The 12,520-nt window shown below is 68.4% G+C and carries 12 protein-coding genes; 4 read left to right on the top strand and 8 right to left on the bottom strand.

Annotated elements, in window-relative coordinates; genetic code table 11:
• Positions 1–44: 44 nt before the first annotated feature.
• Positions 45–902 carry an AraC family transcriptional regulator gene (locus F3J15_RS03420; RefSeq protein WP_166887791.1) on the bottom strand — a complete coding sequence of 286 codons (858 nt, stop codon included), beginning with the start codon at positions 900–902 and terminating at the stop codon, positions 45–47.
• Between the two features lie 73 nt (positions 903–975).
• Positions 976–1,950, bottom strand: a complete 975-nt coding sequence (locus F3J15_RS03415; protein WP_166887788.1) for an AraC family transcriptional regulator — start codon at positions 1,948–1,950, stop codon at positions 976–978.
• Between the two features lie 45 nt (positions 1,951–1,995).
• On the opposite strand from F3J15_RS03415, the gene F3J15_RS03410 reads away from it, so the two are divergent.
• A complete protein-coding gene (locus F3J15_RS03410; protein ID WP_166887785.1) occupies positions 1,996–2,745 on the top strand; it encodes an SDR family oxidoreductase in 750 nt (249 codons plus the stop codon).
• A gap of 291 nt (positions 2,746–3,036) precedes the next feature.
• On the opposite strand, the gene F3J15_RS03405 is transcribed toward F3J15_RS03410, so the two are convergent.
• A complete protein-coding gene (locus F3J15_RS03405; protein ID WP_069252305.1) occupies positions 3,037–3,309 on the bottom strand; it encodes a hypothetical protein in 273 nt (90 codons plus the stop codon).
• A 470-nt stretch (positions 3,310–3,779) separates the two neighbouring features.
• Between F3J15_RS03405 and F3J15_RS03400 the strand changes: the two genes are divergently transcribed.
• Positions 3,780–4,862 carry a LuxR C-terminal-related transcriptional regulator gene (locus tag F3J15_RS03400; RefSeq protein WP_166887782.1) on the top strand — a complete coding sequence of 361 codons (1,083 nt, stop codon included), beginning with the start codon at positions 3,780–3,782 and terminating at the stop codon, positions 4,860–4,862.
• Positions 4,863–4,897: 35 nt separating this feature from the next.
• Here the strand turns inward: F3J15_RS03400 and F3J15_RS03395 are convergent, their stop codons facing one another.
• On the bottom strand, positions 4,898–6,199 hold the full coding sequence (locus F3J15_RS03395) for an aspartate aminotransferase family protein (protein ID WP_166887779.1): 1,302 nt from the start codon (positions 6,197–6,199) through the stop codon (positions 4,898–4,900).
• A 77-nt stretch (positions 6,200–6,276) separates the two neighbouring features.
• Here F3J15_RS03395 and F3J15_RS03390 point away from each other — a divergent pair, with 77 nt between their 5' ends.
• The gene (locus tag F3J15_RS03390; protein ID WP_205190670.1) at positions 6,277–7,161 is read left to right on the top strand and encodes a LysR family transcriptional regulator; all 885 of its coding nucleotides are present in this window, start codon (positions 6,277–6,279) and stop codon (positions 7,159–7,161) included.
• 25 nt (positions 7,162–7,186) lie between these two features.
• Here F3J15_RS03390 and F3J15_RS03385 read toward each other — a convergent pair whose 3' ends face one another.
• The 4 genes from F3J15_RS03385 to F3J15_RS03370 are packed head-to-tail and all read right to left on the bottom strand — an operon-like array spanning position 7,187 to position 11,347.
• Positions 7,187–8,626: an isochorismate synthase gene (locus F3J15_RS03385; RefSeq protein WP_166887774.1), complete on the bottom strand. Its 1,440-nt coding sequence runs from the start codon at positions 8,624–8,626 to the stop codon at positions 7,187–7,189.
• A complete protein-coding gene (locus F3J15_RS03380) occupies positions 8,623–8,928 on the bottom strand; it encodes an isochorismate lyase (protein ID WP_166887771.1) in 306 nt (101 codons plus the stop codon). The genes F3J15_RS03385 and F3J15_RS03380 overlap by 4 nt, the downstream gene beginning before the upstream one ends.
• Entirely contained in the window at positions 8,925–9,698 is a 774-nt protein-coding gene (locus tag F3J15_RS03375) for an alpha/beta fold hydrolase (RefSeq protein WP_166887768.1), read from the bottom strand. The genes F3J15_RS03380 and F3J15_RS03375 overlap by 4 nt, the downstream gene beginning before the upstream one ends.
• Positions 9,695–11,347, bottom strand: a complete 1,653-nt coding sequence (locus tag F3J15_RS03370; protein WP_166887765.1) for an AMP-binding protein — start codon at positions 11,345–11,347, stop codon at positions 9,695–9,697. The genes F3J15_RS03375 and F3J15_RS03370 overlap by 4 nt, the downstream gene beginning before the upstream one ends.
• A 217-nt stretch (positions 11,348–11,564) precedes the next feature.
• Between F3J15_RS03370 and F3J15_RS03365 the strand changes: the two genes are divergently transcribed.
• A complete protein-coding gene (locus tag F3J15_RS03365) occupies positions 11,565–12,506 on the top strand; it encodes an AraC family transcriptional regulator (protein WP_166887762.1) in 942 nt (313 codons plus the stop codon).
• Positions 12,507–12,520 lie beyond the last annotated feature (14 nt).

Raw genomic sequence — 12,520 nt, 5'->3', positions numbered from 1 at the left:
GAGTGCTCCTTGTAGAGACGCTCATGATCGGATGCCGCGCACGATCAGTCTGGAACGTTTGTGCACAGTTGCCGGTAGGCGGCCGGCGTGATCCGGTACGCACGGCGGAACCAGCGGCCCAGGTGGCTCTGGTCGGCGAAGCCGACGTCCGCGGCCGCCTGCGCGGGCGTGCGGCCGGCCGCCAGCAGCCGGCGCGCGGCACGCAGCCGCAAGCGCACCAGGTACGCGTGCGGCGACGTGCCGAACGCACGCTGGAACAGCCGCGTCAGCCGGAACCGGTCGATCCCGGCGACGCTGGCCAGCTCGTCGAGCCCGATGTTGCCGTCCATGTGTTCATGCAGCAGATCGCGCACGCGCGCGATCGCGGGCGGCACGACGGCGCTTTCCAGCACGAGCGGCCCGCGCAGTTCGCCGCCGAGCCGGATCATCAGGCGGTCGAGCGTCTGGTCGCGTGCGAGCTTGCCTTCGTTGCCGTGGATCGCGAGAAACGCCTGGCGGATCGCGTCGACGAGGCCGCGATCGTCGACGAGCGTATGGCCGAACGACGCTTCGACACCGCCGAGGCCCGGCAGCTCCAGCCGGCGCGCTGCGCGCTCGACCCACGCTTGCGGCAGGTACAGCATCCCGTAGGTGAAGCCGCCGGCTTCGGGCGCATGGCCGTCGTGCAGTGCGCCCGGCTCGATCAGGATCGCGCGGCCCGGCACGCTCGTATGCACCGACCGGTGGCACTGGAATTGCTGTACGCCCTGTTCGGTGAAGCCGACCAGCATGTCGTCGTGATCGTGCGCATCGTATGCATGGCCGTTGAAATGCGCATGCAGGCTTTCGATGCCGGTTTCCGCATCGCGCCGCGCGACGAGCCAGTGGTCGGGGGCGCCGACGTCCTTTGCCGTTGTCGTCATCGAGTGCCTCGTACATCGTCGTCGCGTGACGGAGCGTGACCGCGTGTCGCGGGAGGGCGGTGGCGGATGCGGGTCATTCGTCGCTCGCTGCGCGTTCGTCGCGCGCATATTGCGCGGGCGGCCGGCCGACGTGCCGCGTGAACGCGACGCTGAAGGTGCTGGCGGAACTGTAGCCGACGCGCCCGGCGATCTCCGCGATGCGGCCTTCGTCGCGACGGAGCAGGTTTTTCGCGAGCGCCATGCGCCACGTGAGCAGGTATTCCATCGGCGCGACGCCGACTGCGCGGCTGAAGCGTTCGAAGAAGGTCGAGCGCGACAGCGCCGCTTCCCTGGCGAGTTCGACGACCGTCCACGGGTGCGCGGGGCGTGCGTGCATGCCGCGGATCGCGGCGGCGAGACGGCTGTCGGCGAGCCCGCGCACGAGGCCGGGCGACGCATCCGTGCCGGCCGAGAACCGCAATGCCTCGATCAGCAGCACTTCCACGAGACGCGACAGCACGAGTTCGCGCGCGGGCCGCTGCGCACGCGATTCGTCCCGCACCAGTTGCACGAGCGTGGTCAGGCGCGGCTCGCCGCGCACGTGCACGTATTGCGGCAGCAGCGACACCAGCAGCGCAGCGTCGGGCGAACTGAAGCTGCAATTGCCGGCCATCAGGCGCGTGTCGACCGGGCGGTCCGCGTCGCCGATCCGGTATTCGCCGTTGTCGAGCACGACCGGGGCGGCCGTTTCGACACCCGGCGGCGGCAATTCGAAGCTGGATATCGAGACGCCGTAGGCGGCCGGAATCAACACGAAATCGCCGGGCAGCAGATCGATCGGCGGATGTCCGTCGATCGCGACCCGGCACCCGCCATCCAGGACCGCGCAATAGAACGGCTCGCCGGCGACCGTCCGGCTGATGCGCCAGGGGCTTGCGCCGTGAACCAGCTTGGAATACCGCGTGCTCGGCTGCAGCAGCGTCACGACCTCGGCCAACGGATCGATCATCGCCGGACTCTCGCAAAAGAAAATCGGATTTTCGATTGTAGCGAATACGGATCCGGCCATCTATCGTACGAACACATGCTCAACACGTCACAGGAGTGAGTTCGCATGAAGACCGTATTGATCACCGGCTGTTCCTCCGGCTTCGGCCTCGAGATTGCCCGTTACTTCCTGGCCCGTGACTGGCAGGTCGTCGCGACGATGCGTACGCCGCGCGAGGACGTGCTGCCGCCGTCGCCGAACCTGCGCGTGCTGGCGCTCGATGTCACGAATCCCGACAGCATCCGCGCGGCGATCGACGCCGCCGGCCCGATCGACGTACTCGTCAACAACGCGGGTTTCGGCGCGGCCGCACCGGCCGAACTGATGCCGATCGACACCGTGCGCGCGCTGTTCGAAACCAACACGATCGGCACGATCGCGGTGACGGAAGCCGTGCTGCCGCAGTTGCGCCGGCGCGGGGCCGGCGTGGTCGTGAACGTCACGTCGAGCGTCACGCTGAAGGTACTGCCGCTGCTCGCCGCCTATCGCGCCAGCAAGGCGGCGGTCAATGCGTACACCGAATCGGTGGCGCTCGAACTCGCGCCGTTCGGCGTGCGTGCGCATCTCGTGTTGCCGGGCCGTGCGCCCGACACACGTTTCGCCGACAACGCACGCGCGCACATGCACGGCTTCGAGCACGAGGCTTATGCGGAATTTGCGGCGGCGGTCTTTGCGCGCATCGTCGACGATGCCGCGCCGATCACCCACGCGCAGGACGTCGCCGAAGCCGTGTGGCGTGCGGCGACCGATCCGTCGAGCCCGATGCGCATTCCGGCCGGCGCCGATGCGGTCGCGTGGGCGGCCGAAGCGGGCTGACGCTCGCCGACACGAGCGTGAATCGGCTGGCCGTCGACAGGGTCGAGCAGGCTTGTTTGCATGCGTAATTCGGGATGCCCGCCGGCCTGCAACAAGCCGGCGGCGCGCTGGCATGCACGTACGTGCATGCATCACGGACGGATACGGTCCGTGCTTTTTTCAACCTGTCGCGCTCGGCATGGAGGAACGCCGCGCGCGTTTCTGCTCGTCATCCATCCGCCGGCCATGCATGGTCGCGCCAGCCACCCCCACCCGATACACGAGCGACCACGCCGAGCCGGATATCTGCCGCTACTGGCCGCCTTCGTACAGCTGGTTGAGACGCTGGAGTTCCCCCGACTTCTGCATCCGCTGGTATTCCTCCTTGACCTGTGCGCGCGTGAGCCCGGTCGGCCCACCTGCCTGCGCCCCGGCGCTGGGCATGCTGCCCATCGACGTCGCGCTGATCGCCGAGTCGGACGGCTTGCTCGACGCTGACGCTGCGCCATCGTCCTGCGCCCGGGCGAGGCCCGACGCACCCACCACACAAACGACGGCCAGTGCCGCCTTGTACATGCTCTTCATCGTGGTACCTCACATGAACAAGCAATGCAACAACCACGACGCGGATGCTGCATCGTCCGCGTATGTCGACGTTCCGTACGCGCAACGTCGATCCTCCCCCGGCCATTCCCCAAAGTGTTCCGGCGACTGACGCATCGGCATGCGCGGCTTCGCGCCATGGTTCTGTCGCACGTGTCGAGTCGTCTTGTGCGCGTTTGACTCGCGCATCGTGAATCGGGTCATTCCGCCGCCATTGCATCGCGCCGGACAAATCCCCCATGCCGAACGCAGGAGTGGTTTCGTCACGCGAATGCAGCCGGAATGGCGGAATGATAGAACCCGCATGCCGGTTTAACGCCCTCTTGAAAGGGGGTATTTGCCGTCGTTGTCATGTGGAATGCCTACACTGCACAGACATCGCGAAACGTATGCAGTCGAGCGTCTCGCCATGACGCGCGAACGAATCTGGTGCATGTTCGAGGAGCGCATTCATGTCTGACAAACACGTCGCGCTTGCGAGTCATATTCGGCGGCTCTGTTCGCTTGCCGTCGAGCCGCGCCTCATCATTCCGCACGTGGTTGAGGCGGCCCGGCACATCGTCGGTGCCGATTGGGGCATGTTCTTCTATGCCGACGAGCACTACGCCGTGTCGGACGTGTACAGCGAAAACGAAGCGGTGTACGCGTTGTTGCCGGCGTATTTCGCGCACGTCCACAACACCGAGCGGCAGAAGGTGCTGGGCGTCACGTTTTCCGATGCGATGCGCCGCGGACGCGGTTTCGGCAACAGCGCGCACCACGACGATGCACTGCTGTCGAGCGAGATGTACGCGGACCTGTGGCGGCCGGTGTCGATGCGCCACTGTCTCGAGCTGACCGCGACGGATGGCACGCGCGGCTGGGGCAGCCTGCTGCTGTCGCGCGCATCGGGCTGTCGTCCGTTCTCGGAAAAGAACCATCGCGACATCGAACCCGTGGCGCGGCATCTGGCCCATGCGCTGTCGCGGCCCGTGCAGCCCACACTGCACGAATCGGAATGCAGCGAGTCCGCGACCCTGGTGGTCGACGACGACGGCCGGCTCCTGCTGCACAACGCGGACAGCATCCGGATGCTGGCGCTCGCGACCGGCGAGCCGCTCGCGTTCTATCGTCACGAACGCTTGCCGGACTGGCTTGCGCCGCTAGGGTCGAACCTCAAACGGACCTGGCTCGGCTACCCGGCACCCCCTGCGACGCTCGAGCGTCGCAACCCGGCGGGGCGTTTCCGCTTCAAGGCCTATCGATGTACCGACGCGGTCGCGTCGCAACGCGACGCCGCGATCGTGATCCATATCGAACACTTTCCGCCGCTCAGGCTGATGGTCGAACGACTCGGTTTCGCGTTCGGCCTGACCGAGCGACAACGCGAACTCTGTGAGCAGCTCGTGCTGGGCCGCTCGCACAGTGAGATTGCGCGCGACTTCGCGCTGCGCGACAGCACCGTCGTCGATCATGTTCGCAAGATCTATCGCCGGCTCAACGTCCACAACCACGACGAATTGCGCAGCGTGTTCCGGACCGGGCGGCTCGACTAGGTTTCGAGGCGCGTGGCGTTGCATCGGGTGTTCCGTTACAGTGCGCGCCGGATCGCCTGCTCGAGCAACGACAACCCGAGATCGATTTCCGCTTTGCTGACGGTCAGCGGCGGCGCGATCCGGAATACGCCGCCCATGCCCGGCAACTGCACGATGTTCATGCTGAGCCCGAGATTCATGCATTCGCGCGTGATCTTCGCGCCGAGCCCGTCCGCCGGTTCCTTCGTGCGGCGATCCTTGACGATCTCGACGCCGAGCAGCAGCCCGCGCCCACGCACGTCGCCGATGCAGTCGAAGCGTTCCATCAGGTCGAGCAGGCCGCGCCGGAGCCGGTCGCCCATCACGTTCGCCCGCTCGACGAGCCCGTCGCGCTGCACGACGTCCAGCACGCGCAGGCCGACGGCCGCCGGCAGCGGATCCGACACGTGCGTCGTGTAGAACAGGTAGCCGAGTTCGTGCGCGCGTTCCTCGATGGCCGCGGACGTCACCATTGCCGCGAGCGGCAGCCCGGCGCCGAGCGTCTTCGACAGCGTCAGGATGTCGGGCGTCACGCCGTCGCGCTGGCACGCGAACATCGTGCCGGTGCGGCCGACGCCCGTTTGCGCCTCGTCGAGGATCAGCAGCATCCCGCGTTCCTCGCACTTGCGCTTGAGCGCCGCCATATAGCCTGCCGGCAGTTCGATGATCCCGCCCGAGCTGAGGATCGGTTCCGCGATGAACGCCGCGAGGTTGCCGCTCGACTGGCGATCGATCAGGTCGAACGCGTAGTCGAGTTCGGCCAGGTAGTCGTAGGCGCCATTGCGCTCGAAGCGCGGCCGGTACGTGAACGGCGCCGGAATCGCGAACGAGCCGACGGCGGCCGGCCCGACGCCCTTGCGGCCGGCGCTGTACGTGGCCGATGCAGCCGCGCCGGTCATCCCGTGCCACGACTGCGCGAAGCCGACGATCTCGTACTTGCCGGTGACGAGCTTCGCCATCCGGATCGCCGCTTCGTTCGATTCCGCGCCGGTGCTGAGCAACAGCGCGCGATCGAGCCCGGCGGGCGTGACGTCGGCGAGGCGCGTCGCAAGGTCGACGACCGGCCGCGACAGCATCCCGCTGAACAGGTGGTCGAGCTTGCCCGCGTATTCGCCGATCACGGACACGATCTCCGGATGGCTGTGGCCGAGCACCGCGCTCATCTGGCCCGACGTGAAATCGAGGATCGCGCGGCCGTCCGCGTCGTACACGAAGCTGCCTTGCGCGCGCTCGATGATCATCGGCTCGAACGTGCCGCCGTAGCGGACCAGGTGCTGCCTGGCGTGGCGCCAGAAGGTCGGGTCGTCGTTCAGGGACATCGGGCGTCTCCGGGGAAGGGGCAGGGGGCGCTTGCAGTCTAGGCGTGCCTCTGGTTTGATGGAAACGAATAGTTCTAATGCAAGGTAGAAAAGGAGCTAATACCTTGGCGCTTTCGCTCGAAATCGACCTGCTGCGCTCGTTCGTCGTGATCGCCGAGGTGCGCGCGCTCAGCCGCGCGGCCGCGCGTGTGGGCCGGACCCAGTCCGCGCTCAGCCAGCAGATGAAGCGGCTCGAGGAGGTCGTCGACCAGCCGCTGTTCCAGCGCACCGGGCGCGGCGTGGTGCTGACCCACCCGGGCGAGCGGCTGCTGGTGCACGCGCAGCGCATCCTGCGGCTGCACGACGAGGCGATGGCCGACCTGTGCGGCACGGGGTTGTCGGGGACGATCCGCTTCGGCTGCCCGGACGATTACGCGGAAGTCTGGCTGCCGTCGCTGTTGCGGCAGTTTTCGAGCCAGCATCCGCAGGCGATCGTCGAAGTCGTGTGCGGGCCGACGCCGCGGCTCATCGAGCAGTTGGAGAAACGCGCAGTCGATCTGGCGATGATTTCATTGCCGGACGACGGATCGAACGACGCCATCATTCGCCGCGAGCAACTGGTCTGGATCGGCTATCCGGGGCTCGAACCCGAACATTTCGATCCGTTGCCGCTGGCGCTGTCCGATCGCGACACGCTCGATCACATCGCCGCCTGCGAGGTGCTGGATCGCGCGGGCCGCGATTACCGCGTCGCGTATGCGAGCAGCAGTCTCGCGGGGCTGATCGCGCTGGTGCGTTCGGGGCAGGCGTTCGCGGTGATGACGCAGACGGCGGTACCGGCCGACCTGGCGATCGTCACCGGCGATCCGCGCCTGCCGCCGTTACCGGCCGTGGGCATTGCGCTGAAGTTCGATCGCAAGCGGCCGTCGCATCTGACGGCGGCGTTCGCCGAGCATATCCGGCTCACGCTGCCGCTGTTGTGACGTGCGCGGCCGCCGTGCGGACGCATCAGTCGACCGTCGACGAGGCCGATACCTTCGCTGGGCCACGTGCATCGGCATCCGCCGCCGCATCGCGCATGCGGATCGCCGCCTGCATGCCCGACAACTTGAGTTCGGTCTCCTGATATTCGTTGACCGGATCGGAATCGGCGACGATGCCGCAGCCCGCGAACAACCGGCAGGCGCCGCCGTCGACCAGCGCGGAGCGCAGCGCGACGATGAAGTCGCCGTTGCCGTGCGCGTCGATCCAGCCGACGGGCGCCGCATACCAGCCGCGATCGAAGCCTTCATGCGCGCGGATATGGTCGAGCGCTTCGGCGCGCGGATGGCCGGCCACCGCCGGTGTCGGATGCAACGCCGCGACGACCTGCAGCAGCGTCGCATCCGCCTTCAGCGTCGCGCGGATCGGCGTGCTCAGGTGCTGCAGCCTCGGTAGCCGGTGCAGCGACGGTTGCTCGGGCACGTCGAGCGCGCGCGACAGCGGCGCGAGCGCCGCGCGGATCGCGTCGACGACGAGCGCGTGTTCGAAGCGTTCCTTCGCGGAATCCATCAGCGCGGCGCCGAGCTCGCGATCGTCGTCGGGCGTGGCGCCGCGCCGGATCGTCCCGGCCAGCGCATGCGTGCGCACGTCGCCGGCCGCGACACGCGCGAGCCGTTCCGGCGTGGCGCCGACGAAGCACGCGCCTTCACGGCGGATCGCGAACAGGTGCGCATGCGCGTCGCGTTTCCGCAGCCGGCGCAGCAGCGGCGCGACGGCAACGGGCCGCGCGTACTGGTCGAGCACGTCGCGCGCGAGCACGACCTTGCCGAACGCGCCGCCGTGGATCGCGTCCACCGCGCGCCGGACTTCGTGTTGCCATTCGCTGGCTTGCAGCGCCTGCGTGTGCAGCAGGTGCGGCGCATCGTCGTCATGGGCGGCGGCGAGCGTGCCGAGCGACTCGATGCGCGCGAGGCACGCATGCGCGAGCGCGGCCGGATCGTCGTGCGCGGCGACGACGTGCTGGCAGACGGCCCAGTGCGCGTCGCCTTCGCGCACGATCAGCAGCTTCGCCACCGTCATGCTCGCGTCGGGAAACGGCGCCCAGTGTGCGCTGCGCGCGCCGTGCGAATCGAACCGGAAGCCGCCGACGAGGCGCGGCGGTTGCGGGCCGGCGGTCACCGCATCGCGAACGAGCGCGCGCCAGCGCGCATCGATCTGCGCGAAGCGCGTGTCGCCGGTGGCGGTCAGTTCGAGCGCGCCGTCCCAGCCGAACAGCGTGACGGACGCATCGCCGGCTTCGTGGAAGAACCACGGCGTGGCGCCGTCGTCCCACGCGGCGATCAGGTCGAAGAAGTCGAGCGGGCGCAGCGGCACCGACACCGACGCGAGCGTCGGCGTGCCGGTGTCGGCGGCGCGGCGGGCCGCACGGGCGAACGTGTCGTGCAGCAGCGGGAGGCCGGCGTTCATGCGAGCCCCCGCTGTTGCCGCCAATACTGCGTCTGCTGCGCGATGTACCACGCGATCAGGCCCGAGAACAGCGTCTCGACGTAGTCACCGTCGAGGCCGGCCTGTTCGGCCCAGCGGCGCCGGTCGGGCAGCATCGCGGCCACCCGTTCCGGCGCGGCGATGCTCGCTTCGTCGGGCTTGAAGCGCGACGCGGCCTTCACGTATTGCATGCGCAGGCCGAGCGCCTCGATGATGTCGGCGTCCAGGCGATCGATGGCTTCGCGAATGTCGGGCAGCCCCGTGCAGGCGTCCGGTGTCTTCATGTGTACTCCTTTCCGTAACGAAGGGATTGGTCGATCCGTTCGACCAGATGCGCGATCACCGTCGGGTATTGGTGGCGCAGATAGAAGTGGTCGCCGCTGAACGTCTCGATGCGGATCGGGCGCGACGCGACGTCCTGCCACGCGTGCGCTTCGTCGTTGTCGAGCTCGGAATCGGCAAGCGGCAGCATCACGCCGAGCGGCGTATTGAGCCGCGGCGGCCGGTCGCGGCGATACGTTTCGATCGCGCGGTAGTCGCTGCGGATCATCGGCAGGTAGATCGCGCGCATTTCCGGGTCGGCGAGCAGCGCGGCGTGCTCGCCGGACAGCCGCGCGACATCGCCCACGAGCGCATCGTCGGATTGCAGGTGCAGGTCCGACAGGCGCTGGCGATGCGGCGGCGGCAACGCGGACACGGCCAGGTAAAGCGGCGCCGCGCCACGCGCTTCGAGTCGCGCCGCCACCTCGTAGGCAAGCGCCGCGCCGAGGCTGTGCCCGAACAGCACGAGCGGCGCATGGGTATAGCGTTGCAGCGCGTCGGCGGCGGGGCCGGCGAGTGCGTCGATCGACGTCAGGCACGGCTCGCCGAAGCGTTCCTCGCGGCCCGGATACTGCAGCGCGAGCAGGTCGACGTCCCACGGCAGCGCGCGGCTCCAGCCGCGAAAGAAATTCGCGGTGCCGCCGGCGTGCGGAAAGCAGACGAGCTGCGCGCGCGGGCACGGCGACAGGCGCAGTTCGCGGATCCAGTTCGAATCGGTCGGTCGTGCGCTCATGCGGCCGCCGCCTGCAGCTGGCGGCGCAGCAGGTCGCGCAGCGATTTCTTGCTGGTCTTGCCGATGCCGGTTTCCGGGAAGCGCGGCATGAACTCGATGCGATCGGGAATCTTGAACGCCGCGAGCCCGCAGTCGCGCAGGTAGCGTTTCAGCACCAGCCTGGACGGTGCGGGCGCGCGGGCGACGACGAACGCGCACGTGCGCTCGCCGAGCAGCGGGTCGGGCATCGCGACCACCGCCGCGTCGTGCACCTGCGGGTGGGCGAGCAACAGGTTCTCGACTTCCTCGGCGGAGACCTTCTCGCCCCCGCGATTGATCTGGTCCTTGTCGCGGCCTTCGACGACGAGGTCGCCGTCCGCGGTGCGCCGCACGCGGTCGCCGCTGCGATAGAAGCCGTCGGCCGTGAACGCGGTCGCGTTGTGCTCGGCGAGCCGGTAGTAGCCGCGGATCGTGTACGGGCCGCGTACCTGCAGTTCGCCGATCTCGCCGGGTGCGACCGGTTCGCCGGCATCGTCGACGATGCGTACTTCGTCGCCGTCCGACACGGGGCGGCCTTGTGTCTGCGCAATCCGTTCGGGCGAATCGTCGAGCCGCGTGCAGCAGATGAGCCCTTCCGCCATCCCGAACACCTGTTGCAGCTGGCAGCCGAGCACGGGCGTCACGCGCGCGGCCGCGTGGTCCATCAGTCGTGCGCCGCCGACCTGCAGCACGCGCAGGCTCGACAGGTCGGCCTGCCGTTGCGGCTGTTCGTCGAGCCACAGCAGCGCGAGCGGCGGCACGAGCGCGGTATGCGTGACGCGCTCCTGCGCGATCAGCGCGAAGCTCTGTTCGGGCTCGGGCCGCCCGGTCGTGATGACGCGACCGCCCGCGAGCAGCGCGCCGATCGTGCCGGGGCAGCACAGCGTGAAGTTGTGCGCCATCGGCAGCGCGGCGAGGTACACGGTATCGGCGTCGAAGCCGCTCGCGGCGCTGCACGCGCGCACGTTGTACAGGTATTCGCGATGACGGCGCGGAATCAGCTTCGGCGTGCCGGTCGTGCCGCCCGACAGCTGGAAGCACGCGATGTCGTCGGCGCGTGCCGCGCATTCGCGCAGCGGCGGCGCATCGTACAGCGCGTCGAACGGCGTGAACGCGTGATCGTCGCCGGCCATCACGACATGCTCGAGCGTCGGGCAATCGGCCTGCAACGCGGCTGCGAGCGGCCGGCAGTCGAATTCGCCGAGTTGCGCCGCGCCCAGATACGCACGCGCGCCGGCGAAGCGGCAGAACGCGCCGATCTCGTAGTGCCGGTGAGCGGGGAGGGCGAGCACCGGCCGCACGCCGAGCTGGAACAGCGCGAAACACGTCTCGATGAAGCGTGCGCCGTTCGGCAGGTGGACGACGACCGCGTCGCCGCGCGTCAGGCCGAGACGCGCGAAGCCGCCCGCCAGCTGGCGGATGCGCGCCAGCAGGTCGCGATAGCTGAGCCGGCTGGCGCCGTCGACGATCGCGAGCGCATCGGGGTCGCGCTGCGCTTGCGCGTCGAGCGCATCGAAGAAAGTCGTGTCTTGCCAATAGCCGGCGTCGCTGTAGCGGCGTGCGAAGTCGTCGGGCCAGTCGGGCGCGTCGGCCGGGGAGGCCGGCGCCACGGAGGGAAGGGAGGATTGCATGGGCTGACCTTGGGTTCCGGCAAGTTGTCAGAAAATGTAAATGAGAGGTATTATCATTTGTCACAAGTGCCGCGATAGCGTCGTTTCTTTCGATATCGCGGCAATTTCATTCGATCGGGCGCCTGTCGCGCGGCGCCCGCCCGGCCCGGCCGGACAATCGGCCGGTTGTCGCCGGCGCGCGCCGGGCCGCGCGTGCCGCCTAACCAACGGACCACCGATGAGCTCGACCTCCTTCGCTTCGTCACGACGTCACCCGCCGGTGCTCGTGCCCGGCAATCATCCGGGCGTGGTGCACATCGACGCGGGCATGAAACTCTTGAGCGGCACGCTGTGCTCGGACAGCCGCGACTGGTACGAGGAGCCGCTCGAAAAAGGGCTGAAGCTCGTCCTCGTGCAGAGCGGGCAGCTGCGCTGCCGTGTGCCGGGCCAGCCCGAGCAATGCATCAAGGGGCCGGGCCTGTGCGTGATCGCCAACGACGGCGAATTCACGACGCACCAGATCTACGACCGCGACACGCCGCTGCGTTACACGATCGTGCAGCTCGGTCTCGATGCGCTCGACCGCAACCTGAGCCTGTTGCCGGAGAAGATGCTCGCGCCGACGGGCGGCGATCCGCGCATCGTCAGTTGCCCGGCGTCGAAGGCGCTGCAGGCGCTCGCGGTGCAGATCGCGACTTGCCCGTTCGAGGGCGCGGTGCGCGAGTACTACCTGAAGGCCAAGGCATTCGAACTGACGGCGTTGAGCGCGCAGCTGCTGGCGACGCAGCGGCAGTTCGCGCCAGCCGACGTGCGCGTCACGTCGTCGGACGTCGAGCGCGTGTACGCGGCGAGCGACATCCTGACGCGCGAGCTTCAGCAGCCGCCCACACTTGACGCGCTCGCGGGCCGGGTGGGGATGAATTCGCGCAAGCTGACGGCCGGTTTCCGCAAGGTGTTCGGCACGAGCGTGTATGCGTACCTGCAGGAATACCGGCTGCGGACCGCGCACGCGATGCTGTGTGCAGAGGACGCGAACGTGTCGACCGTCGCGTACCGCGTCGGCTATAGCCCGGCACATTTTTCGATCGCGTTCCGCAAGCGCTACGGCATTTCGCCGAGCGATATTCGTGCGTCGTCGAACGCGATCGACGACGTCGAGATGGAGCGCGCGGCAATCTAAAACAACTGACCGGC

Origin of the sequence: Burkholderia sp. Ap-955 (genome assembly GCF_011753045.1) — a bacterium.
Lineage (GTDB): Bacteria > Pseudomonadota > Gammaproteobacteria > Burkholderiales > Burkholderiaceae > Burkholderia > Burkholderia lata_D.
Note: the sequence above shows the minus strand (reverse complement) of the source record. Positions and strands in the feature narration are given on the sequence as shown.

Bases quoted from the DNA above. Each gene is read 5' to 3' on its own strand.
- F3J15_RS03420 (WP_166887791.1), bottom strand. From the start codon at position 902: ATGACGACAACGGCAAAGGACGTCGGCGCCCCCGACCACTGGCTCGTC.
- F3J15_RS03415 (WP_166887788.1), bottom strand. From the start codon at position 1,950: ATGGCCGGATCCGTATTCGCTACAATCGAAAATCCGATTTTCTTTTGC.
- F3J15_RS03410 (WP_166887785.1), top strand. From the start codon at position 1,996: ATGAAGACCGTATTGATCACCGGCTGTTCCTCCGGCTTCGGCCTCGAG.
- F3J15_RS03405 (WP_069252305.1), bottom strand. From the start codon at position 3,309: ATGAAGAGCATGTACAAGGCGGCACTGGCCGTCGTTTGTGTGGTGGGT.
- F3J15_RS03400 (WP_166887782.1), top strand. From the start codon at position 3,780: ATGTCTGACAAACACGTCGCGCTTGCGAGTCATATTCGGCGGCTCTGT.
- F3J15_RS03395 (WP_166887779.1), bottom strand. From the start codon at position 6,199: ATGTCCCTGAACGACGACCCGACCTTCTGGCGCCACGCCAGGCAGCAC.
- F3J15_RS03390 (WP_205190670.1), top strand. From the start codon at position 6,277: ATGCAAGGTAGAAAAGGAGCTAATACCTTGGCGCTTTCGCTCGAAATC.
- F3J15_RS03385 (WP_166887774.1), bottom strand. From the start codon at position 8,626: ATGAACGCCGGCCTCCCGCTGCTGCACGACACGTTCGCCCGTGCGGCC.
- F3J15_RS03380 (WP_166887771.1), bottom strand. From the start codon at position 8,928: ATGAAGACACCGGACGCCTGCACGGGGCTGCCCGACATTCGCGAAGCC.
- F3J15_RS03375 (WP_166887768.1), bottom strand. From the start codon at position 9,698: ATGAGCGCACGACCGACCGATTCGAACTGGATCCGCGAACTGCGCCTG.
- F3J15_RS03370 (WP_166887765.1), bottom strand. From the start codon at position 11,347: ATGCAATCCTCCCTTCCCTCCGTGGCGCCGGCCTCCCCGGCCGACGCG.
- F3J15_RS03365 (WP_166887762.1), top strand. From the start codon at position 11,565: ATGAGCTCGACCTCCTTCGCTTCGTCACGACGTCACCCGCCGGTGCTC.